The organism is Sphingomonas sp. DMC6 (genome assembly GCF_056314225.1).
Genome location: NZ_JBQUYT010000005.1, coordinates 296,266 through 317,492, shown reverse-complemented (window position 1 = coordinate 317,492; position 21,227 = coordinate 296,266). Strand labels below are relative to the sequence as shown.

The following is a 21,227-nucleotide window of genomic DNA, read 5'->3' as shown; positions in this document are numbered from 1 at the left end:
CCGTCCCGGCGCTGGCTATGCGCGGTCCAAAGGATGCGGTGCGGGCGCCGCCGGGACGGGAGGGTGTGTTGGAACAGTTCGATGTGGTGATCGTCGGTAGCGGTCATGGTGGGGCGCAATGCGCGATCGCGCTGCGACAGGCCGGCTATGCCGACAGCCTGGCGATCGTTACCGAGGAACCCGAAATCCCCTATGAGCGGCCGCCGCTCTCCAAGGACTATCTGGCCGGCGAGAAGACGTTCGAACGCATCCTCATTCGCCCGGCGAGCTTCTGGGAAGAGCGCAACGTGCCGATCCTGCGTGGCCGGCGCATTGCCGCGGTCGATCCGGTGGCGAAGACGCTGACCGACACGGCCGGCGGCCAGATCGGCTATGGCACGCTGGTGTGGGCGGCGGGCGGCAGCGCGCGGCGGCTGTCTTGCAACGGGCATGACCTGGGCGGCGTCCACGCGATCCGCACCCGCGCCGATGTCGACCAGCTGCTCGCAGAACTGCCGGCGGCGCAGCATGTCGTGGTGATCGGCGGCGGCTATATCGGGCTGGAAGCGGCCGCTGCGCTGACCAAGCAGGGCAAGCATGTCGTCGTGCTGGAGGCGATGGAGCGGGTGCTGGCGCGCGTTGCCGGCCCTGCGCTTTCCGCCTTTTACGAGGCCGAGCACCGCGCGCACGGCGTCGACCTGCGCACCGGCGCGATGGTCGATTGCCTGCTGGGCGAGGGCGGGCGCGTGTCTGCCGTCCGGCTGGCGAGCGGCGAGACTCTGGCGGCCGATCTGGTGATCGCGGGCATCGGCATCGTCCCCGAAGTCGCGCCGCTGCTGGCGGCAGGTGCGGCGGGCGGCAATGGCGTGCATGTCGATGCCCAGTGCCGCACCAGCCTTCCCGACATCTTCGCGATCGGCGACTGCGCACTGCACGCCAATGGCTATGCCGACGGCGCCGAAATCCGGCTGGAATCGGTGCAGAATGCCAACGACCAGGCCAATGTCGTCGCCAAGCTGCTGACGGGGCAGGATGCGGCGTATGATGCGGTGCCCTGGTTCTGGTCGAACCAGTATGACCTGAAGCTTCAGACCATCGGCCTCAGCATGGGCCATGATGCCACGGTGGTGCGCGGCGATCCGGCGAGCCGGTCCTTCTCGGTGATCTATCTGAAGGCGGGGCATGTCATCGCGCTCGACTGCGTCAATGCGACGCGCGATTATGTGCAGGGGCGGCGGCTGGTGGTGGAGCGGATCGCCGCCGACCCGGCGAAGCTCGCCGATCCGGCGACGGTGCTCAAGGAATTGTGAGATACCCTTCCCGGCAAATCGGGAGGGCGCGAAAAACAGACACGGGAGGATGAGGATGTCGGACGCATCGGTGCTGCTCGAACGCGAAGGCGATATCGCGGTGGTACGCCTCAACCGGCCCGAACGACTGAACGCCGTCACCGGCGAGATGCTCGATCTGATCGCCGCCACCCTGCGCCGCGCGGTGGAGAACGGGGCGCGGGCGGTGCTGATCACAGGGGAGGGCCGTGCCTTCTGCGCCGGTGCGGACATGGCCGCTGGCACTGCCGACGTCGGCCAGCAAGATTTGGGGGAGTCCCTCCGCGCCCACTATAATCCGCTGATCGAAACCATCGCCGCGCTGCCGATCCCGGTGGTGAGCGCGGTCAACGGCGCGGCGGCGGGGGCGGGGGCGTCGATCGCGCTGGCTGCCGACATCGTCGTGATGGCGCGATCGGCCTATCTGCTGCTCGCCTTCGCCAATATCGGGCTGGTGCCCGATGCCGGCGCGACCTGGCTGATCGGCAAGGCGGCGGGCCGCGCGAAGCTGCTCGAGATGGCGCTGCTCGGCGAGAAGCTGCCGGCCGACGAAGCGCTCGCCTGCGGGCTGGTGACGCGCGTGGTGGACGATGCCGCGCTGATGGAAACGGCGCGCGGACTGGCCGCGAAGCTGGCGGCGATGCCCACCGTGTCGCTGGGCCTGATCCGCAAGCAGGTGGCCGCCGCACTGTCAGGCTCGCTGACCGAAACGCTGGAAATCGAGGCCGATCACCAGCGGCTCGCCTCGTACACAGAGGATTTCCGCGAGGGCGTCGCGGCCTTCCTCGCCAAGCGTCCCGCACAGTTCAAGGGGCGGTAAGGGCGCCAAATTGCAGCTGGTGCGTTACGGGGCGATGCAGACCCTGTGGTTCATCACCAACCCGAATTCGGGCACCACGTCCGACGCGAAATGCGAAGCGCTGGAGGCCGTGTTCGCGGAGCGCGGGCTGTCGCTGGCGGGCCGGACACGCTTCCCCGCCGATCCGCTGCCGGATGGCGCTGCGCTGGATGCCGCCGGTGTCGATACGGTGGTCTTGTTCGCCGGTGACGGCACGATCAACGCCGCGCTGTGCGCGCTGGCTGATTGGGAAGGGGCGTTCCTGATCCTGCCCGGCGGCACGATGAACCTGCTGGCCAAGGCGCTGCACGCCGAAACGGACCCCCATGCGATTATCCACGCCGCGCATGGCTGCGACCGGCGGGTGGCCTTGCCCTATATCGTCGCGGGCGAGCTCCGTGCATTTGTAGGTCTGATACTGGGGCCGGCGGCGGCCTGGTTCCGTGCGCGCGAGGCTGTGCGCAAGGGGCGGATCGGCCGGCTGTTCGCCGCGATACGCGGTGCCTGGCGCAAGACCTTCCACCGCCGCGGCGTCCGGATCGCGGGCGCCCCGCAGCTCGGCGATCATTATCAGGCGGTGTTCGTTACGCCGACGCTGGCGGGGCTGGAAGTTGCTGCAGTGGACGCGCGCGACTGGGGATCGATCGTCCAGCTCGGCTGGGAATGGGTGACCGGCGACTGGATTGCCGCGCGGGCCGTGACCGAAGGCCGGACCGACCGGCTGGCACTGCGCGAGCGGGCGCCGGTACTCGCGCTGTTCGATGGCGAGCCGGCGATGCTCGATCCCGGCACTGCTATCCGCGCCGGCCGCAGCCTGGAGACCTTTATCGCCACGCGGGCGGAGGTACCGGCGACATGACGCGGCTGTTCCACGTCAGCGACGTCCATTTCGGCTGCGAGGACCGCGCCGCGATCGACTGGTTCGATCATCTGGTACAGGTGGAGCGGCCCGATGCCGTGATCATGACCGGCGACCTGACGATGCGCGCACGTGCCGCCGAATTCGCGGCTGCGGCGGCGTGGCTGGAGGGGCTGGGCGTGCCGGTGACGGTGGAAGTCGGCAATCACGACCTGCCCTATTTCAACCCGCTCGCCCGCTTCGCCACACCATACCGACGCTATCGCGCGCTGGAGCGGATGATCGAGCGCCCGCTGGATGTGCGGGGTGTGGCGGTGGTGCCGCTCAAGACGACGGCGCGGTTCCAGTGGCGTTTCAACTGGTCGAAGGGCCATGTGAGCCTGCACGCGCTGCAGCAGTCGCTGGCGCTGGCCGAGGCGGTGCCGCAGGGCGACCTGATCTTCGTGGCGGCGCATCACCCGCTGACGGAAGCCGGCACGCGCGCAACCTCCCATACGCGCCACGGCGCGCGCGCGCTGGCGGCACTGGCGGCGGCTGGCGCGCACGCGGTGCTGACCGGCCATGTCCATGATCCGTTCGACCGCTTGCAAAGCGTGGGCGACCGGACGATCCGGCTGGTCGGCGCCGGCACCCTGTCCCGTCGCACGCGCGACCGCCCGCCTTCGTTCAACGAGATTCTGGTCGAGGGCAGCGACTTCACCACCCGCGCCCGTTTCCAGGGCGAGGCGAGCGTGGCTCTGTGACCCTGCTCCCCCGGCAGTTTACGCCCGGAAAAGCGACAGCGGCCCGCGTCCCGCCGTCGACCAGGTCGTCCAGTTCGGGAACACATAGGGCATGTCGGCATCGGCAACGCCGTGCCAGCGGGCAATCGCGCCCAGATATTCTTCCTGCGCGGTGCTCGGCACGAACCGGCCCTGCTGGGTGATGTCGTCCGCGCCGCCCAGCGTCGGGTCCGGATAGGTGCCGAACACGCCGCCGGGCGTGACATCGCCGCCCATCACCAGATGGTTGTTGCCCCAGGCATGGTCCGTACCGCTCTGCGCATTGCCCAGATAGGTGCGGCCGAAATCGCTCATCGTGAAGGCGGTGACATTCTGTGCCAGACCCAGCGCCTTCATCGCATTGTAGAAACCGGCCATCGCCATCGCGAGTTCGCCCAGCAGCCCGGCGTGCGTGCCGGCCGCAGTGTTCCCCGCCTGCACCTGTCCCGAGTGATTGTCGAACCCGCCCTGGCTTACCAGGAAGGTCTGGCGGTTATGGCCCAGCGTACCGCTTGCCTGGATCATCTGGGCAACGCGGATCAGCTGCTTCGACAGATCGCTGGTCAGTGCCGCACCGGTGGCGGGGTTCACGAAATAGCTGGCGACGGTGCTGCTGCCGGACAGGATCGTGTTGGCCGTGACAGCCTGGGCATAGCCATTGGTGATGTCGCGGGCGACGCCGCTGGTCACTGCATCAAAACCGCTGCCGTCTGCCACGGCGGTGATGGCGTCGTTCTTCGGGCTGCTCCCCGCCGTATAGCCGGAGCGCACGATCGTGCCGGTCGAAGGCAGCACCAGGCCGCTGCCCTGGCGGCCGATGATCGCCAGCGCCGATCCGGAAATCGACATCAGCGGCGGCAGGCTGCCTCCGGTCATCCGGTCGGCCATGCGGCCCATGAAGCCGTCGGTATTGGCTTCGCGGGCGCGCAGCCCCTGCCAGTGCGCCTGTTCGTCGGCATGGCTCATCAGGTTGCTGGGCCGCAGATCGGTGCGCGACTGGTAGGTCGCCTTGGTCAGCGGCGCGAACAGGGTGCCGGTGTTGAGCACCAGCGACAGCGAGCCTTCGTCCCACACAGGCCGCAGCGCCGACATCGCCGGATGCAGCGCATAGCTGGCGTTGGTCAGCGGCGTCAGCGCCGAGCGGGCGATACCGACCGGACCGCGCGAAGCGAGATAGGCGGAATGCCGGGCATCGGTGGGGATCACCATGTTCCAGCCGTCATTGCCGCCATAGAGGAAAATGCCGACCATCGCCCGGAAGCTGCTGGCAGGCGCGGCAATGGCGGCGGTGCGGCCCAGCTGGCCCATGGCCGCAAGCGCGCCGGTGCCGGCAGTGAGGCGAACGAAGTCGCGACGGGAAAGCGTCATGATGGGGGCTCCCTTAGCGGTCGACCAGGAACAGCGGACTGGTGGCGGCGATGTAGAGCAGCATCTGTGCCCGCTTGCGCGCCTGCGTCGCGGCGTCGGTGTTGGTAATGGCGTTGGCGGCGGCCTTCAGCTTGTCGCGCTGGGCCTGGGTCATCGTCTGGCCGAACATCAGCAGATCGATGCGTGTGATCATCGAGTCCGTGTCGGTGCCGAACGCTTCCCAGTCGGCCCAGGCCGCCTTGCTGCCCGAATTGACCGGCAGGGCGGAGTTCGACACCCATTCGCTGGTCGCCGCGCTGTCGGCGTTGATCGTCCAGTCATAGACGAGATTGTGCAGCTTGATGACGCTGGCCGTGTTGAACAGCTTCGATACCGGGCTGTAGAGCGTGGTGCTGCCCGGCAGCGGATAATCGATCGGATAGAAGTTGAACACCGACGGCGCCCGCATCACCGGCTGGCCCAGGCTGGCGTCGCGGTTGGTGAACATGAAGCCGTCGGTCACCATGCCCATCGCGCGGACCAGGCTGGTCATCACCAGGATCGGCTCCTTCAGCTTGCCGATGGTGGTGGCGGAGGCGTTGCGCGCCTCGCTGTCGGTAAGGATCGCGCGGACCACTGCCTTCAGATCGCCGCGCACGCCATTGCCGTTATCGGCAAACACGGCCGAGACCCGGCCGATATAGGCGGAGCTGGGATTGGGCGTCACCAGATGCGCGATCAGGTGGCGGGCGACGAAAGGCGCCGTCGAGGCATTGCCGAAAGCGGCGTCGACGACCGCATTGACGCTGGCGTCCTGGCTGGCGCCGGCCGGCACCACCGCGCCCAGAAAGCGCTTTTCGGCGCTGTCATAACGGCTGGGCACGGTGATCATCGGCTGCGAATAGTCGCGCGCGGCATTGTCGGTGATCGGCGCACCGCCCAGCCGGGCATAGGTCCAGCCGGTCAGCGCGCGCGCGACGCCGCGAATGTCGTCCGGCCCGTAATTGGGAAGGGTCGCGCCGTTCGCATCCTTTTTCGGGGTGCCGTCCATCGCGAGCTGGTCCGGGCCCATCGAGAAGAGCTGCAGCAATTCGCGCGCATAATTTTCCGACGGGGCCGTCTTGTTGCTGTCGGCCATGTCGAGATAGTCGCCCATATAGCCGCTGAGCGTCACTGCCTTCAGAATGTCGCGGAAATTGCCGAAGGCGTTGTCCAGAAAGATCTGGTTGAACGCGGCCATGCCTGCAGCCGAGGTCACTTCCAGTTCCGAGGCGACGATCATCTGCTGCAGGGCAAAGGCCACGCGCTGGCGCAGCTGATCCTGCCCGTTCACGGCATCGGCATAGAAGCGCATCGCCACCGGCACGCGGGTGAAGTGCAGCCGGCTGCAATTGATGTCAGTGGCCGCACAGAAGTCGCGCCGCACTTCGGTGGCGGCAATATCGGAATAGGTGCTGCCCGTCGCGGCGAACTGTTCGTCCAGCCAGGCGGATACGCCGACCTGCTTGATATGGTCGACCAGCGTCTGGGTGGGGCCGAAGCTCGCCTGTTTTGCCAGCCGCACCGAATCTACCAGCGCGTTCTGGGTGGCAGTGGGGGTAGGCGTGGGCAGGCTCTGCACCACACCGGTGCTGCCTCCGCTGCCGGAGCCGCCGCCACCGCAACCCGAAAGGGCAAACGCCATCATTGCTGCCGTGCAAAGGGCAGCTTGCCTTATCCCGATGATCACAATGTTTTCCCGCCCGTCAATGCTCAAGCATTTGTGGAGAAATGGTAGGAAAGGACTGGTTAAGAGCGGGTTTCGTCGAAACACTTATAGGACTTTAACCCACCGTATATTTGTCTCGCCTCTGTAACATTCATCCCGCGATGAGTGGCTACCACATTAAGTCCTATAAACATAGATTATGATGGGTGATGGAGTAGCAATCCGGGTATGCGGATGGAAATGGGAGATTTTTCGCGTCGCCGCTGGCGGCGGCGGTTAATGATAAAAGTTCATTAACAACAAGATGGCGCGAGCGGGTCGATGCAAAGGTCGTTGCGGGAGGCGGGCGCGCTCGGCCGGTTGCCGGAATCTTTCGGAAATTTTTTCGCGCGAAGACTGTTTTCCGAGCACTCGGACGAGGTCTGATGCCGGTTGCCAGGTCGCGGGAGCCGACGCAGGCGCGATTCGCACTCCGTGCGCGTGGAGGGGTGAGTAGATACGAAAAAGGGCGCCCGTCGCCGGACCGCCCCTTGTTTCTGGCCGTAGCCGAGACGCTTGGCGCTTCGAGAACCGGAAGCTGCAGCGGGCCTTCGCCTTGCCGAACTTCTTGCGCTCGACGGCGAGGCTGTCGCGGGTCAGGACGCGGGCCTTCTTCACCGGGGCGCGCAGCACCGGCTCCTACTTGGTCAGCGCCCGCCCATAACTGGCCATGACGCGATCATGCCTTTAGCGGTCTGGGTTAACGAGTATCAGAGAAAATAGTACGGAACAGAATAACACGGCCACGAACAGGCCAAATATCATCTGCTGACGAACGGCGCGCTGATGAACATCAACGGCCTTGTATGACGAGATGAGTGCCACCAATACGATAACAGCGTCGGGTAAAGCGAAAATCATAAGCTCTCCGCGAGAGGCGGGGCGGTCGACAATCGGTGTAAAAAACAGTAGGGTGTTAGCGAGTACAGAAACGAAAAACGCATTGCGGGGCCATCTTTCGCCGGGATAATCCTTTGCCAGCTTGAAGATGAATGCGAGGCACGCGACAGCGCACGCAATGCGGTATGTCGTTGCGAAGGGTATCCCGACGTCGTTCTCCAGCGCGATGCCGATCAGGACGGCCCCTAGAACCCCGCCGAGCGCCAAACTCACACGACTAAAGTAAGTGCGCAACGTCAGGCCCTCCACAGTCGCATCCGTACGGAGGACAGATGCCGCCTGCAAGGAAAGACCGCTAACCACCATTTTCCGCCACGGCGGCTTCCGCCCACTTGCGGACGTTCGTTAGGTGTCTCATTCTCCCGCGATGTGGACGCTAATCGCATTGGCCTCATTTTGGGGAGGGCACCCTGAGCGGGTCGTTCTCCTTTCTTCCGATGCGCTCAAGGTTGCACGAGACGCAGCTATAGAGTTGAATCACAGGCCCCTTCCGAAGCAATCGTATTTCGACATCCCGGAAGGCTCAACTAGGCTAATGCCCGGATACTTCATCGTCCACTATTACGTGGGTGTGAAGGTCCAGGCGGCGATCTGGATCAACTTGAGCACAGGCCAGGTCATTGAACCTGATAGATGTCTCTATTTTCATGGCCGAAAGATCGCCGCTTTCAGCACCTCGATCAGGAAAGTGACGGGAGCGCTGCCAATGCGCCCTGATCAGTTGGCCATTGAGGTAGGGTGCGACACTCTTAGACCCGCTTGAGATCGGTTCGCCCCCCGGTGTGTCGAAAGAATGTCCGCTTCCACAAGCTCCTGCCCTTCGCGCCGATAAACCTTCGTGGAGTCGGCGGCTTGCGAGCTACCTAATGTTCCCTATATGTTTTGGCGCTGCCAGCCTTGGCGGCCGCTCTTTGATTCTGTTCAATATGCACGCGCGCCCGACGAGGGGCGGGCTGTGCGGCTACGCCCGGTGTTCTTGCGGACAACGCGCACCGCATCGTCGTGCGCCTAAACTTCCTAAACTTCGCCCCGCTGCAAGGGTGCGATCCCTGCCGAAACGCGCGTGGGCCTAAACTTCCTAAACTTTACCCGCTGCACGGGTGCGGTCGCTGCGGAAACGCCCGTATGCCTAAACTTCCTAAACTTCGGCCATGGGCCGCCACCGCGGCGCGGGCGTTTTTCACCGCTTTGGGCCGCTCGCGACCGCCGGCAGTTTCGGCACGATCCGGTTGCGCATGCAGGCCATGCGGCGGCTGAACGAAAAGGGCGGCCCGTTGCCGGACCGCCCCTTGTTTCTGGCCGTAGCCTCTACGCTTAGCGCTTCGAGAACTGGAAGCTGCGGCGGGCCTTCGCCTTGCCGTACTTCTTACGCTCGACGGCGCGGCTGTCGCGGGTCAGGAAGCCGGCCTTCTTCACCGGGGCGCGCAGCACCGGCTCATACTTGGTCAGCGCCTGGGCGATGCCGTGCTTCACGGCACCGGCCTGGCCCGAAAGGCCACCGCCCTTGACGGTGCAGATCACGTCATACTGGCCTTCACGCTCGGCGACGCCGAACGGCTGGTTGATGACGAGGCGCAGCGTCGGACGCGCGAAATAGGTCTCCTGGTCACGGCCGTTGATCGTGATCTTGCCGGTGCCCGGCTTCAGCCATACGCGGGCCACGGCGTCCTTACGACGGCCGGTGGCATAGGCGCGGCCGAACTTGTCCAGCTCCTGTGCACGCAGCGGCGTGGTCGGGGCGGCGGGTTCGGCGATCTCGCCGGCGATATAGGCCTCGGCGGCATTGGCGGCCGGAGCAGCCGGAGCGGCGGCGGGCTGCTGGCCCAGCGCGGCGCCCAGGTCGGAAAGCGACTGGCGGTTGTCGGACATTATGCACCCACCTTGTTCTTGCGGCTCATGCCGGCGATGTCGAGAACCTCGGGGTTCTGGGCTTCATGCGGATGCGCCGAACCCGAATAGATGCGCAGGTTGCGCATCTGCTGGCGGCCGAGCGGGCCACGCGGAATCATGCGCTCCACGGCCTTCTCCAGAACGCGCTCCGGGAAGCGGCCTTCGAGAACCTTGGCAGCGGTGATGCCCTTGATGCCGCCCGCATAGCCGGTGTGCTTGTAGTACACCTTCTGGCCCAGCTTCTTGCCGGTGAAACGGATCTTGTCCGCGTTGATGACGATGACATTGTCACCGCAATCGACATGCGGGGTGAAGCTGGTCTTGTGCTTGCCGCGCAGCACATTGGCGATCACCACCGCAGCACGACCGACGACGAGCCCTTCGGCGTCGACGATGTGCCACTTCTTCTCCACCTCGGCCGGCTTGACCGACTTGGTGGTCTTCATCAGCGCCTTCATGGCCTGTGACCTTTCGCGTAGAAAATGCAACGCGCCACCGTTTCCGGCAGCGCGATCGCAGTTCCTCTGACGATTCCCGGCGCAGAAGTCAAGAAAATGCGTGGGTTTGCTGACGGGTATTATAATACCATGTGATTCAGCGGGTCTCCGCAGCGATCCAGCCGGCCACGGCCGCACCGGCTTCGACCGGCCATTGCTCGATCACCGGCAGGTCATAGCTGTGCAGCGCCGCGATCCGTTCGCGAAGCGGCCGGGCGAGGGCGGGACGGGTCTTGAACAGGACGGGGACTTCCTCGCCCCGCTCGATGCCGCGCTGCCAGCGATAGATCGACGTGCAGGGCGAAAGGAGGTTGGCACAGGCGGCGAGCTGCTCCGCCAGTACCGTTTCCGCGATGCGCTCGGCCTCGGCCCGGTCGGCGAAGGTGACGTAGAGGAGGGCGGTGTCGCTCACCGCCGCTGCCGCCCGATCGTGTGTGCACCCCACACAGTCGCGCAGACCAGAAGCGCGCCGGTAAGCTGGTGCGATGCCGCCAGCGCGATGTTCACACCGCTCATCACCGTGGCGATGCCGAGCAGGATCTGGATGCCGAACGCAGTGTGGATCGCGATCGACGCCGGCCGTGCCTTGGCGCGTTTCGCCGCGCGCGCCAGCACGATCAGCCCCGCGACCGCCACCCACGCCCACCAGCGATGGATGAAATGGACGATGGCGGGATCATAGAGCGCGGCATGGAGCGGCGTTTCCCCCAGCACGGTCGTGCCGGGGAAGAAGCTGCCGTTCATCAGCGGCCACTGGTTGGTGACGAGCCCGGCATCGAGCCCGGCGACCAGCGCGCCATAGAAAAGCTGGACGGCAAGCAGCAGCAGGACGGCAGCGCCGAGCAAGGTCAGCCGCGCCGGTCGAGCGGCGCGGTTTTGCGCCAGCGCGCGCAGGTCGAGCATCGTCCAGATGATGCCCCCCAGCGTGAACAGCGCGGTCATCAGGTGCGTCGCCAGCCACAAATGGCTGACCGAGGTGCGGGTGTGGTTGAGGCCGGACTTGACCATCCACCATCCGAACGCACCCTGCAGCCCGCCCAGCGCCAGCAGGGCGACCAGCCGCCAGCCATAGCCGCGCGGAATGCGGCGTCGGACCCAGAACCACAGCAGCGGCAGCGCGAACACCATGCCGATCAGCCGGCCGAGCAGGCGGTGGATATATTCCCAGAAAAAGATTGCCTTGAACCCGGCGAGCGTCATGCCCTGGTTCAGTTGCTCATACTGGCCAATCTGTTTGTAATGATCGAATTCCGCCTGCCACTGCGCGTCATTGAGCGGGGGCACGATGCCGGAGATCGGTTTCCACTCGGTAATCGACAGCCCGGACTCGGTCAGCCGGGTGACGCCGCCGACCACCACCATGGCAATGATCATCGTGGCGACGAGAAACAACCAGTTGGCAAGCGCACGGGGGCGGGCGGTATCAGGAGCAAAGGCCATGCTCCTCACCTACCGCGATGCGGGCGCCGGGGGAAGCGGGCGCCCGCCGCAGGAACCTGCCCAATCGGGAAGACGGCCCGGGACCGCCTTCCCGCAGGTGTCAGACCAGTTCTGCGAGCGCAGCCGCGCTGAAATCCTTCAGCCCTTCGCTGTCGCCGGCCTGCACCTTCTTCACCCAGTCGGCATCGCTGATCAGCGCGCGACCGACGGCAATCAGATCGAACTCGTCGCGCTCCATGCGGTCGATCAGTTTTTCCAGACCCGCCCTTTCGGCGCCCTGGCCGGCAAAGGCGGTGAGGAATTCGCCCGACAAGCCGACCGAGCCGACGCTGATCGTCGGCGCACCGGTGAGCTTCTTGGCCCATCCGGCGAAGTTCAGACCGGTCTCGCCGTCGACATCCGGGAATTCGGGTTCCCAGAAACGGCGCTGCGAGCAGTGGAGAATGTCGGCACCGGCATCGACCAGCGGTTGCACCCAGCTGGCCATTTCATCCGGGCTGGCGGCGAGGCGTGCGGTATAATCCTGCCCCTTCCACTGGCTGAGCCGCAGAATCACCGGAAAGTCCGGCCCCACAGCGGCGCGGACGGCCTTCACCACCTCGACCGCAAAGCTCGACCGATCGGCGATGCTCGCCCCGCCATAGCGGTCGTCGCGCGTGTTGGTGCCGTCCCAGAAGAACTGGTCGATCAGATAGCCGTGGGCACCGTGGATTTCGACGGTGTCGAAGCCAAGCCGCTGTGCATCGGCTGCGGCGCGGGCAAAGGCGGCGACGGTATCGGCGATATCTTCCTCGGTCATCGCCACGCCGCGCGGCTTGCCGGGTGCGAGCAGGCCGGAGGGGCTTTCCACCGGGGCGTCGGGTTGCCAGTCGACCTGGGTCTTGGTCGATCCCGTATGCCAGATCTGCGGCGCCATTATGCCGCCGGCGGCATGGACCTGATCAATCACCATCTTCCAGCCCGCCAGCGCGGCCTCGCCATGGAAGAACGGGATATTGGGGTGGTTGCGCGAGGCCGCCCGGTCGATCACCGTGCCTTCGGACAGGATCAGGCCGACGCCGCCCTCGGCCCGGCGGCGGTAATAGGCCGCATTGGCTGCGCCCGGAATCCCTTCCGGCGCGAAGGTCCGCGTCATGGGCGCCATCACGATCCGGTTGGGCAGATCGAGCGACTTGAAGCGGAAGGGTCGGAACAGGACGTCGGTCGACGCGGTCATGAGAACTCCGTTGCAGTTCGAAACTGATGTAAAGCTAGGCGTTCGCGCCGATCCTGCAAGATGACCCTGCAGCCGGTATGCAAATTACCGCCAGCTCGGAAACCACATCCAGTGCGTGAAGCCCTGTGCGTCGGCGAGGGGGGCGCCCGAAAGGATGGGATAGAAATAGCCGAAGCAAACCAGCGCCAGGGCCGTGTACCATTCCTCCCACCCACGCCCGCGACCGCGATCGAAATGGTCGAACGCCACCGGCAGCACCAGGCACAGGAAAATCGCCGAGAGGTGGTAATAATAATAAAAGCCGAGCGATTTCGGGATGATGATGTAGATCGCGACGGAGAAGGTCCACAGCAGCGCCATTGCCAGCGGCCGCACGGCGCGGTCGCGGAACCAGGCGGCATAGCTCGCCACCACAGCCGCCAGGCCGCCCCACATGATGACCGGATTGCCGATCAGCAGCACGCCACGCTGGGCGCCCATGTCCCATTCGTAGAAGAACCAGATCGGCCGGATCATCAGCGGCCAGCTCCACCAGCTCGACTGGTAATTGTGGTGCGGCAGAATCTGGGTCTGCGCGGCGTACATGTCGCGCTGAAGCTGGAACAGGCCCGGCAGGTCGAGCGCACCCTGGACGTAGAAGAATGCTGGCAGGAAGGTCAGAAAATAAACGGGAATGCTGATGGCGCCGAGCAATACCAGCCCGCGCGCCGTGGAAAGGCCGGGCCAGTGCGGCTGGTCCTTCAGCCAGATCGCATGGCCCAGAGACTTCTTTGCCTTACGTGCATCGGCGATCCGGACTGCGACAAAGGCGAAGGCGATCGCCGCTTCATAAGGGGCGGCCGACCATTTCACCGCTGTTGCCAGCCCCAGCAGCGCGCTGCCGCCGAGCCAGCGCCACAGCACTTGCCGCGGCGTGCCGTGCATCGCCCAGAGCAGGAAGACCATCGCCCAGATCAGGAATGCGCCCAGAAAGATGTCGAGCATCGCGGTGCGCGCCTGGACGTAGACATTCTGGTTCAGCAGCGTCAGCAGGGCGCCGATAACCGCCGGCCGCATTCGCCGGCCCATCAGCACCCACAGAAAGGCGAAGACGCCGAGCACCGTGGCGGTGCCCGCCAGCGTCGGGAACAGGCGCCATCCAAACGGATTGTCGCCCAGCAGCTCGATGCCGGCGGCAATCAGTTCCTTGCCGAGCAGCGGATGCTCGATGTTGCGCGGGCCGGACAGTTCGATCAGCGCCTGCGCGGCCGGAACATAATGGATCTCGTCGAACGAAATCCGGCTCGGCTGATCGAGATGCACCATGAAGAGCGCCTGTGCGGCGAGCCCGATCAGCAGGGCAACGATCCAGGGGCGAGTGCGCAGGGCCTTGAGGCGATCGAGCATGGCAGGGGAATAGCGGATCGCGGCCGGGGCCGAAACCAAATCCGCACGCAAGATCGGCAGGCTGCTGCGCCTTATTGCAGACGCTCGACCTTCAGCCCGCGGGCGGAAAGCATGGCGGGCACGCCGTCACTGCCGGCCAGATGCCCCGCGCCGACGGCCACAAAGACGGTGCCGGGCCGTCGCATTTGCCCGGCGATCCAGTTCGCCCAGCGGCGATTGCGTTGAACCAGCAGCGTTTCGCGCAACTCGGGATTGGCGGCGAGGTCGCTGTTGAGCAGGCGGGCCAGCCCGTCACTATCGCCCTTGCTCCAGGCGTCGATCGTCGCCGCGATCTGCTTGCCGGTGTCGGGCAGCCCGGCAATCGTGCTGTCCAGCAGGCGGCGCTGTGCCGCCGCCGACAGATGGTCGAAATAGCCGAATTGCTGTTCGGCAGTTTCCAGCCCTGCCACCTTCTTGCCGGACTTGCGGGCCTGCGCCTGCAATACCTGTTCCGCGCCATTGGCATCTGCATAGCCCAGCTTCTGCAGTGGCAGCAGCGATAGGGTGAGCGCGGCCAGCCAGGGCTCGTCGCTGTCCAGCGCCTGCGGCGGCAGCCCGCCCGCCCGCAGTGCTTCGGCGAGTTTTTCGTGCTCGGCGGCAGGCAGCGCGGCGACTTTGGGCTCACCGGGCGTGCGACCTACACGATCGAGCAATGCCTGAGCCTCTGCCGGCGGCGGCATTACCAGTTCAAGGACCAGCGTGTCGCTGCGCGCGAACGCATCGCGCACCGGGCCCGCGAACCACCGCATTTCCGGACGGAGCATGTGTACGGTGCCGAACAGATAGACTGTCGTGTCGCCGTCCCGGATCGCCCAAAGCGCGGGCTTCGCGTCCGGGCCGGGCGCGCTGCAGCTGCCGAGAAGCAGGGCAAGGGCAAAAACCAGCGGTCGGAGCATCGACATTGCCGTGCTTTAGCCTAAGCGGGCAGGGGGTGGATATGAAAACGACCGGGGATTGCTCCCCGGTCGCTTCGATTTTCCGGATGGCCCGTCTCGGGACGAGCGGGGCTCGCCCCGTGCGGCTCAGGCTCAGGCGAACAGCTTCGCCCAGCCGCGCTTGGCGCGATCCTTCCAATAGCCGCGATGATAGGCGTCGCTGGCGAGTAGCGGCATCACCGAACCGGCTTCCGCGAACACCATCTGCTCGATGCCGGTGTTTACCTTGCCCCAGCTCGCGGCTTCCTGCAGCGTCGAGGACGAGCAGGCGCCGTCGCGCACGTCGGCAACGGTGATCTGCACGGCGTACTTGTGCACTTCCACATCCTCATGGCCCAGGATTTCGGCGCAGACGACAGTGTCCTGGATAAAGTTCTTCGGTACGCCGCCGCCGATCATCAGCAGGCCGGTGGTGCCCGCCTGGATCTTGATTTCGGTCAGCTCGCGGAAGTCCGCGACTGCGTCGATCATCAGGTACGGCTTGCCTGCCTTCATCTGGTCGACCTGATGCTTGACGAGGCCGAAGCCGGCCGAGCTGTCGACGAATGCCGGGCAGAAGATCGGCACGTCATGCTCATAGGCGAGCTTGACGAGGCTGTTTTCCTTCTTGCCGTGCTCCGACAGATACTTGCCCATCTCGCGGATGAAGGCGCGGCTCGAATAGGCGCGCGGTTCCAGCTCGTTTGCGATCTTGTTGATCGTGAAGTCGCAGTCCTGGAGCTGTTCCTCGTCGATATAGGTGTCGTAGATGCGGTCGATGTAGAGCGAGCGCAGCGTGTCGTCGTCCGGCACTTCCAGCGCCTGATAGTGCTTGTGGCCCAGGCCTTCGAAGAAATCCATGTCGACGATGGTGGCGCCGGTGGCGACGATCACGTCCACCATGTTGTTGCGCACCAGCTCGGCATAGAGGTCCATGCAGCCGCCGGCCGAAGTCGAACCCGCAATCACGAGGACGACGGTGCAGTCCTTGTCGGCCAGCATGTCGTTGTAGATCTTGGTGGCGCGGCCCAGGTCGCGGCTGGTGAAGCTCATATCGGCCATCGCGTCGACGATCGGGCGTGCGTCGAAGCTCTTGATGTCGATGTGTTTGACCTGCTTGGAAAGCAGCTCGGCCTTGCGCGTGTCGTTGATCGGGGCGTTGGCCGCCGCGGTCTTGGTGAGGCTGTCGGACATGGGAACTCCCAATTCTTCACATGCCGCCGTCATTCAAAGGGGACGCGGAAACCCGTTGTTGCTCCCCCTCCCGCGTGCGGGAGGGGGCTGGGGGGTGGGCGCACGCTCGCCACCGGCGATGCGGTTTGCGGATAGCGGGGGCCCACCCCCAGCCCCTCCCGCAAGCGGGAGGGGAGTGCCTTCGCTCGCTACGAGCGCAGCGTTACAGCTTGACGACGTTCGACGGGGCGGCGGCAGCCTCATCTTCGCCGGTGTAGAGCGACACCATTGGCTCATCGTCGACGATCACGGTGTCGCCGGCGGTGAAGCCGTTGAAACCGGTACGCATCGCCGCGCCATAGGCGCCGAGCATGCCGATTTCGATATAGTCACCTGCCTGGATATCGGCCGGCAGCTCGAACGGGCCGGCCATGCGATCCATATCGTCGCAGGTCGGGCCATAGAAGCTGAAGCCCATATCCTTGGCGTGCGAATCCGGTTCGCGCAGCAGGCGGACCGGGAAGCGCCAGCCGATATGCGCCGCATCGAACAGCGCGCCATAGGCGCCGTCGTTGATGTACAGCTCGTCACCGCGGCGCTTTTCGACGCGCACGATCAGCGAGCTATATTCGGCGCACAGCGCACGGCCCGGCTCCGCCCACAGTTCCGCCGAATAGGAAATCGGCAGGCTTTCGAAGGCGCGGTGGATCGTCGCGAAATAGCGCTCGAGCGGCGGCGGCTCCATGCCAGGATAGCTGGACGGGAAACCGCCGCCCACATCGACGACGTCGACGGTGACGCCGGCTTCGACGATCGCGATCCGGGCGCGTTCCATCGCATTGGCATAGGCTTCGGGCGACATCGCCTGGCTGCCGACATGGAAGCAGATGCCCAGGGCATCGGCGACCTGACGGACGGCGATCAGCAGCTCCTTGCTCTCGCCCGGGCCGACGCCGAACTTCGACGCGAGACTGAGCTTCGAGTGATCGGAGGAAACGCGCAGCCGCACGCAAAGGGTGAGATCGGTCGCGCCCTTGGTGGCGCGGACGATCTTATCCAGCTCTTCCATGCTGTCCAGGCTGAAGACGCGAACGCCGTGCTCGAAATAGGCCTCGGCAATGGCTTCTTCAGCCTTTACCGGGTGCATGAAGCACAGCGTCGCTTCCGGCGCGACGCCGGAGACGAGCCGAACCTCTGCGATCGAGGCGACGTCGAAATGCGTGATTCCGCTCTCCCACAGGATCTGGATCAGATCCGGCGAGGGATTAGCCTTTACGGCATACATCGAGCGGCCCGGGAACTTCTCAGTGAAGAACCGGGCTGCACGCGATGCAGCGTGCGGGCGGACGAGCGTAACCGGCTGAACCGGACGAAGCTTAGCGATATCGGCAACACGGGTGGTGCCGGTGAGGGTGGTCGCTAACCCCAGCGCGCGATGATGCTTGTGCAACTCAAGGGACCTCCAAGTGCCTGACGGCGAACGTTGACGAAAGCTGCCTTGCGGTTGGAAGTCCCATGGGGCAGCGGAAGGCGGCACATATGCGCGTCGGACCCCCATGTAAAGTGATTCGAGGGTCCGTTTTTATACGGCGAGGGCTTTTTGTGACGATTTTGCGACAACCTACCCGGGCGGGGGTGCGAGATGCGGCCGCGAAGCTGTCGGCGATCCTGCCGCCGACGCCGCTCTTTGTGCAGGACGTGCGCGGCGTACCAGTCGCGTTCAAGGCGGAAAGCCTGCAGCCGATCGGCGCATTCAAGATCCGCGGGGCGTGGCACCGGCTGACCGCGATCGATGATTCCATGCGGGGCAAGGGTGTGGTCGCCTTCTCCTCGGGCAACCATGCGCAGGGTGTGGCCTGGGCTGCGAAGCGGCTGAGCATTCCCGCCGTGATTGTGATGCCCGACGATGCTCCGAAGGTGAAGCTGGAAGCGACGCTGGCGCTGGGGGCGGAGGTGGTCCGCTACGATCGCGCGACCGAGAGCCGCGAAAAGATCGCGGCGCATCTGGCCCATGCGCGCGGTGCTGTGCTGGTGCCCAGCTTCGACGATCCGTGGATCATCGAAGGGCAGGGCAGCGCCGCGATCGAGGCGGCGAAGCAGATGGCGGAGGCAGGGCTCGACGCGCCGAATCGCGTGCTGGTGCCGTGCGGTGGCGGCGGGCTGGCGGCGGGCACTGCGCTGGCGCTGCCCGAGGCGGAGATACTGCCGGTCGAACCCGAAGGATGGGACGATATGCGGCGCAGCCTGGAGGCAGGGTGGATTGAGCCGGTCGGCGAAAACCCACCGCTGACGGCGTGCGACGCATTGCAGACCCCGTGCGTCTCGCAACTGACCTTCGACGTGCTGTCGCGGCGCGGTGCGGTGGGCGTCGCTGTCAGCGAGGCCGAGATTCGTGCGGCGCAGCGCTGGGCGGCGGCGAAATTGCGACTGGTGGTCGAGCCGGGCGGTGCCGTCGGTCTTGCTGCGCTGCTTGCCGGCAAGGTGACGACAGAAGCGGGAACGATGGTGATTCTCTCCGGCGGTAATGTCGATCCCGAGGATTACGCCCGCGCGATCGGCGGTGCGGCGTGAGCGGTGTGGCAGGCGTTGCGCCGCTGGCGATGAGCATTGCGGTGCTGGCAGTTTTGGCGCTGGTTTGGGGCGGCGTGGTCGTGCTCCGCCAGGGCGATCGGCTGCGCGGGGTGCTGATGCTGGTGTGCGCCCTCGTCATTCTGGGCAATGTGCTGATCTGGACGGTGTAACGAGGCCGGCGCGGCAGATCACGCGGCGCCATCGTCAATCGCTGGCTCAGTGCGGTGCTGTCGCCGCGCTGAGCCAGTGGTGGATTAGCGGATCGGGCAGTTGGGATCGAGCCGCATGTCGAGATAACGATCGACCGAGCCCATCAGGTGATCCATCTCGTGCTCGAAGAAGTGATTCGCGCCCGGAATGGTGTCGTGATGGATGGTGATGTGCTTCTGGGTGCGCAGCTTGTCGACCAGCTTCTGCACGGCCCCGGGCGTCACCACCTCGTCCTGCTCACCCTGAATGATGATGCCCGAGCTGGGGCAGGGGGCGAGGAAGGTGAAGTCGAACATGTTCGCCGGCGGCGCGATCGAGATGAAACCGCGAATTTCCGGGCGGCGCATCAGCAGCTGCATGCCGATCCACGCGCCGAAGCCGAAGCCCGCGACCCAGGTGGACGATGCTTCCTGGTGGAAGCTCTGCACCCAGTCGAGCGCGCTCGCCGCGTCGGAGAGCTCGCCGATACCGTTGTCGAACGTGCCCTGGCTCTTGCCGACGCCGCGGAAATTGAAGCGCAGCGTCGCGAAGCCGCGGCGCTGGAAGGTCTTGTAGAGATCCTGGACGATGCGGTTGTTCATCGTGCCGCCTGCATTGGGATGCGGGTGGAGAATCATCGCCACCGGCGCGCGCGGACGGGGAGCGGGGGCGAAGCGGCCTTCGAGACGACCTTCGGGTCCGGGAAAAATGACTTCGGGCAAAGCAGATCCTGTCGATTGGGCAAGTGCGCGATGGAGCGCAGAACGTCGTCGCTATATAGGCAGCGCGGCATCGGACGCAATTGGAACGGTAGTGGGGGCTGTTTACGTTCGAGCCACAGCGCGGGATGCATATTCCCGGCCAGGGCCGTCCGGCGAGGTCAGAGCGTTTCCGCCAGCATCCGCAATGTGGCGATCAGTGTGTCGCCTGCCCGATCCCAGGTAAACGTGCTGGCTTGTGCAAAGCCCCGCGCGCGCAAACTTTCCCGGAGCGCGGGATCGTCTGCCAGCCGCCGGACCGCCGCAGCCCATTGGCCAGGCGAATCCGGCGGCGCGAACAATGCTGCGTCGCCACACACCTCTGGCAGTGCGCCACAGGGGGCGACGATGGTCGGGCAGCCGAGGTTCATCGCCTCCAGAGGTGGAAGACCAAAGCCTTCGGTTGTGGAGGGCATGGCGAGGCACAATGCTTGCGACACCAGACTGGCCAGATCGTCATCCGACAGGCGGCCCGTGAAAACCGTACCGCCGGGGATGGGCACGCCCAGCCTGCCCACCACCGCCGCACCGTTCGAGCCGAACAACACCAGCTTGATATTGGCCGATTGGGGTTCGGCGAATGCCTTCAGCAGGACGCTAATGTTCTTGTGGTGCTGATCCGACGCCAACGCCACGACATACTGCCCAGGTTCCAGACCGAACCGTTCGAGGATCGCTGCCTCGTTATGATCGCGGCTGGCGTCGTGGTCGCACCCATTATGGACGACATGAACCCGCTCGATCGGTGCAATGCCATAGTGTGCAATCTGTTCGCGGGAGAAGTGAGACACCGTCAGTATAGCCCGTGCCCGCCGGCCGATGATCGGCTGAATCCGCTGATAAAATGTGCGGAATGCAAAACTGTACGAGGCCGGAGTCGAGAAAGTTTGCGCGTCATGGATCATTGTCACCGAGTCCCGTTTCAGAATCGGTGACAGATTGCAGAAGCTGAGCAGCAGGCTCCCGCGTGCCTGGACAGGCAATTCCAGCTGTTCCCACAGCTGACCGGCGAGGAAACGCCCCCTCTCGACTACCAGACTGGTTTCAACTTTGTTTTCGGCGACATCCGTGGGAATCAAAAGCCGGGGTGCGCTGCCGAAAAGCGCGGCGACTTCTTCGCCATGGCGCTCCAACTGGCGCGTAAGTTCCATCCCGACGCGGTGGACGCCAGTCATGTGGGCGCCGAAGAACTTTCCATTGATTGTCAGGCCGTTTTTCCACCGCATGAGTCGGCTCCCCCTCAACCCGCGCAGCGCATGCGAGGGGCGCGCAGGGCCGCCCGACTGCGGGGCGCGCGCCGGGCTAGGTTGGCAAGTTCGGGTCCGGGCAAGGCTATTCCTGTGGATCGGGAAGGAAGGTAACAAAAAGGCTGCGACACATTATAGGCAGAGGAAG

20 protein-coding genes and 1 pseudogene are annotated in these 21,227 nt (G+C 65.1%); 6 read left to right on the top strand and 15 right to left on the bottom strand.

Annotation, left to right across the window (positions count from 1 at the left end; all coding sequences use genetic code 11):
• Window positions 1-68: 68 nt before the first annotated feature.
• The 4 genes from ACT53M_RS14365 to ACT53M_RS14350 are packed head-to-tail and all read left to right on the top strand — an operon-like array spanning window position 69 to window position 3,747.
• Window positions 69-1,289 (top strand): NAD(P)/FAD-dependent oxidoreductase, encoded by a 1,221-nt coding sequence (locus ACT53M_RS14365; protein ID WP_476234158.1) that lies wholly within the window; start codon window positions 69-71, stop codon window positions 1,287-1,289.
• 55 nt (window positions 1,290-1,344) lie between these two features.
• Window positions 1,345-2,127 (top strand): enoyl-CoA hydratase-related protein, encoded by a 783-nt coding sequence (locus tag ACT53M_RS14360; protein WP_476234157.1) that lies wholly within the window; start codon window positions 1,345-1,347, stop codon window positions 2,125-2,127.
• Window positions 2,128-2,146: 19 nt separating this feature from the next.
• Window positions 2,147-3,004 (top strand): diacylglycerol/lipid kinase family protein, encoded by an 858-nt coding sequence (locus tag ACT53M_RS14355; protein ID WP_476234180.1) that lies wholly within the window; start codon window positions 2,147-2,149, stop codon window positions 3,002-3,004.
• Complete coding sequence (locus tag ACT53M_RS14350; RefSeq protein ID WP_476234156.1) at window positions 3,001-3,747, top strand: metallophosphoesterase family protein; 747 nt, start codon at window positions 3,001-3,003, stop codon at window positions 3,745-3,747. Before ACT53M_RS14355 ends, ACT53M_RS14350 begins: the two co-directional genes overlap by 4 nt.
• Window positions 3,748-3,765: 18 nt before the next feature.
• On the opposite strand, the gene ACT53M_RS14345 is transcribed toward ACT53M_RS14350, so the two are convergent.
• The 13 genes and pseudogenes from ACT53M_RS14345 to ACT53M_RS14285 all read right to left on the bottom strand — a co-directional run bounded on the left by ACT53M_RS14345 (window position 3,766) and on the right by ACT53M_RS14285 (window position 17,764).
• Complete coding sequence (locus tag ACT53M_RS14345; RefSeq protein WP_476234155.1) at window positions 3,766-5,133, bottom strand: DUF1501 domain-containing protein; 1,368 nt, start codon at window positions 5,131-5,133, stop codon at window positions 3,766-3,768.
• Between the two features lie 13 nt (window positions 5,134-5,146).
• Window positions 5,147-6,799, bottom strand: coding sequence for a DUF1800 domain-containing protein (locus ACT53M_RS14340; RefSeq protein WP_476234154.1), 1,653 nt, complete (start codon window positions 6,797-6,799; stop codon window positions 5,147-5,149).
• A 579-nt stretch (window positions 6,800-7,378) separates the two neighbouring features.
• Window positions 7,379-7,498: pseudogene (rpsI, locus tag ACT53M_RS14335) on the bottom strand (30S ribosomal protein S9); the annotation flags it as partial.
• A gap of 48 nt (window positions 7,499-7,546) precedes the next feature.
• On the bottom strand, window positions 7,547-8,008 hold the full coding sequence (locus ACT53M_RS14330) for a hypothetical protein (RefSeq protein WP_476234153.1): 462 nt from the start codon (window positions 8,006-8,008) through the stop codon (window positions 7,547-7,549).
• A gap of 1,065 nt (window positions 8,009-9,073) precedes the next feature.
• The gene (gene rpsI / locus ACT53M_RS14325) at window positions 9,074-9,628 is read right to left on the bottom strand and encodes a 30S ribosomal protein S9 (protein ID WP_476234151.1); all 555 of its coding nucleotides are present in this window, start codon (window positions 9,626-9,628) and stop codon (window positions 9,074-9,076) included.
• The gene (rplM, locus tag ACT53M_RS14320; RefSeq protein ID WP_476227132.1) at window positions 9,628-10,107 is read right to left on the bottom strand and encodes a 50S ribosomal protein L13; all 480 of its coding nucleotides are present in this window, start codon (window positions 10,105-10,107) and stop codon (window positions 9,628-9,630) included. Before rplM ends, rpsI (ACT53M_RS14325) begins: the two co-directional genes overlap by 1 nt.
• Before the next feature lie 136 nt (window positions 10,108-10,243).
• Window positions 10,244-10,558 (bottom strand): divalent-cation tolerance protein CutA, encoded by a 315-nt coding sequence (gene cutA / locus ACT53M_RS14315; RefSeq protein WP_476234150.1) that lies wholly within the window; start codon window positions 10,556-10,558, stop codon window positions 10,244-10,246.
• A complete protein-coding gene (locus tag ACT53M_RS14310; protein WP_476234149.1) occupies window positions 10,555-11,586 on the bottom strand; it encodes a COX15/CtaA family protein in 1,032 nt (343 codons plus the stop codon). The genes cutA and ACT53M_RS14310 overlap by 4 nt, the downstream gene beginning before the upstream one ends.
• A gap of 100 nt (window positions 11,587-11,686) precedes the next feature.
• On the bottom strand, window positions 11,687-12,802 hold the full coding sequence (locus ACT53M_RS14305) for an NADH:flavin oxidoreductase (RefSeq protein ID WP_476234148.1): 1,116 nt from the start codon (window positions 12,800-12,802) through the stop codon (window positions 11,687-11,689).
• An 84-nt stretch (window positions 12,803-12,886) separates the two neighbouring features.
• Window positions 12,887-14,188 carry a phospholipid carrier-dependent glycosyltransferase gene (locus tag ACT53M_RS14300; protein ID WP_476234147.1) on the bottom strand — a complete coding sequence of 434 codons (1,302 nt, stop codon included), beginning with the start codon at window positions 14,186-14,188 and terminating at the stop codon, window positions 12,887-12,889.
• A 71-nt stretch (window positions 14,189-14,259) separates the two neighbouring features.
• On the bottom strand, window positions 14,260-15,129 hold the full coding sequence (locus tag ACT53M_RS14295) for a TraB/GumN family protein (RefSeq protein WP_476234146.1): 870 nt from the start codon (window positions 15,127-15,129) through the stop codon (window positions 14,260-14,262).
• Between the two features lie 126 nt (window positions 15,130-15,255).
• Complete coding sequence (locus tag ACT53M_RS14290; RefSeq protein ID WP_476234145.1) at window positions 15,256-16,335, bottom strand: 1,9-bis(guanidino)-5-aza-nonane synthase; 1,080 nt, start codon at window positions 16,333-16,335, stop codon at window positions 15,256-15,258.
• A 202-nt stretch (window positions 16,336-16,537) separates the two neighbouring features.
• Window positions 16,538-17,764 carry a type III PLP-dependent enzyme gene (locus tag ACT53M_RS14285; RefSeq protein ID WP_476234143.1) on the bottom strand — a complete coding sequence of 409 codons (1,227 nt, stop codon included), beginning with the start codon at window positions 17,762-17,764 and terminating at the stop codon, window positions 16,538-16,540.
• Window positions 17,765-17,949: 185 nt separating this feature from the next.
• On the opposite strand from ACT53M_RS14285, the gene ACT53M_RS14280 reads away from it, so the two are divergent.
• Window positions 17,950-18,885: a threonine ammonia-lyase gene (locus ACT53M_RS14280; RefSeq protein ID WP_476234142.1), complete on the top strand. Its 936-nt coding sequence runs from the start codon at window positions 17,950-17,952 to the stop codon at window positions 18,883-18,885.
• The gene (locus ACT53M_RS14275) at window positions 18,882-19,055 is read left to right on the top strand and encodes a hypothetical protein (protein WP_476227142.1); all 174 of its coding nucleotides are present in this window, start codon (window positions 18,882-18,884) and stop codon (window positions 19,053-19,055) included. The genes ACT53M_RS14280 and ACT53M_RS14275 overlap by 4 nt, the downstream gene beginning before the upstream one ends.
• An 84-nt stretch (window positions 19,056-19,139) precedes the next feature.
• Here the strand turns inward: ACT53M_RS14275 and ACT53M_RS14270 are convergent, their stop codons facing one another.
• Both ACT53M_RS14270 and ACT53M_RS14265 read right to left on the bottom strand, forming a co-directional pair.
• Window positions 19,140-19,796 (bottom strand): alpha/beta hydrolase, encoded by a 657-nt coding sequence (locus ACT53M_RS14270; RefSeq protein ID WP_476227143.1) that lies wholly within the window; start codon window positions 19,794-19,796, stop codon window positions 19,140-19,142.
• Window positions 19,797-19,954: 158 nt separating this feature from the next.
• A complete protein-coding gene (locus ACT53M_RS14265) occupies window positions 19,955-21,058 on the bottom strand; it encodes a glycosyltransferase family 4 protein (RefSeq protein ID WP_476234141.1) in 1,104 nt (367 codons plus the stop codon).
• Window positions 21,059-21,227 lie beyond the last annotated feature (169 nt).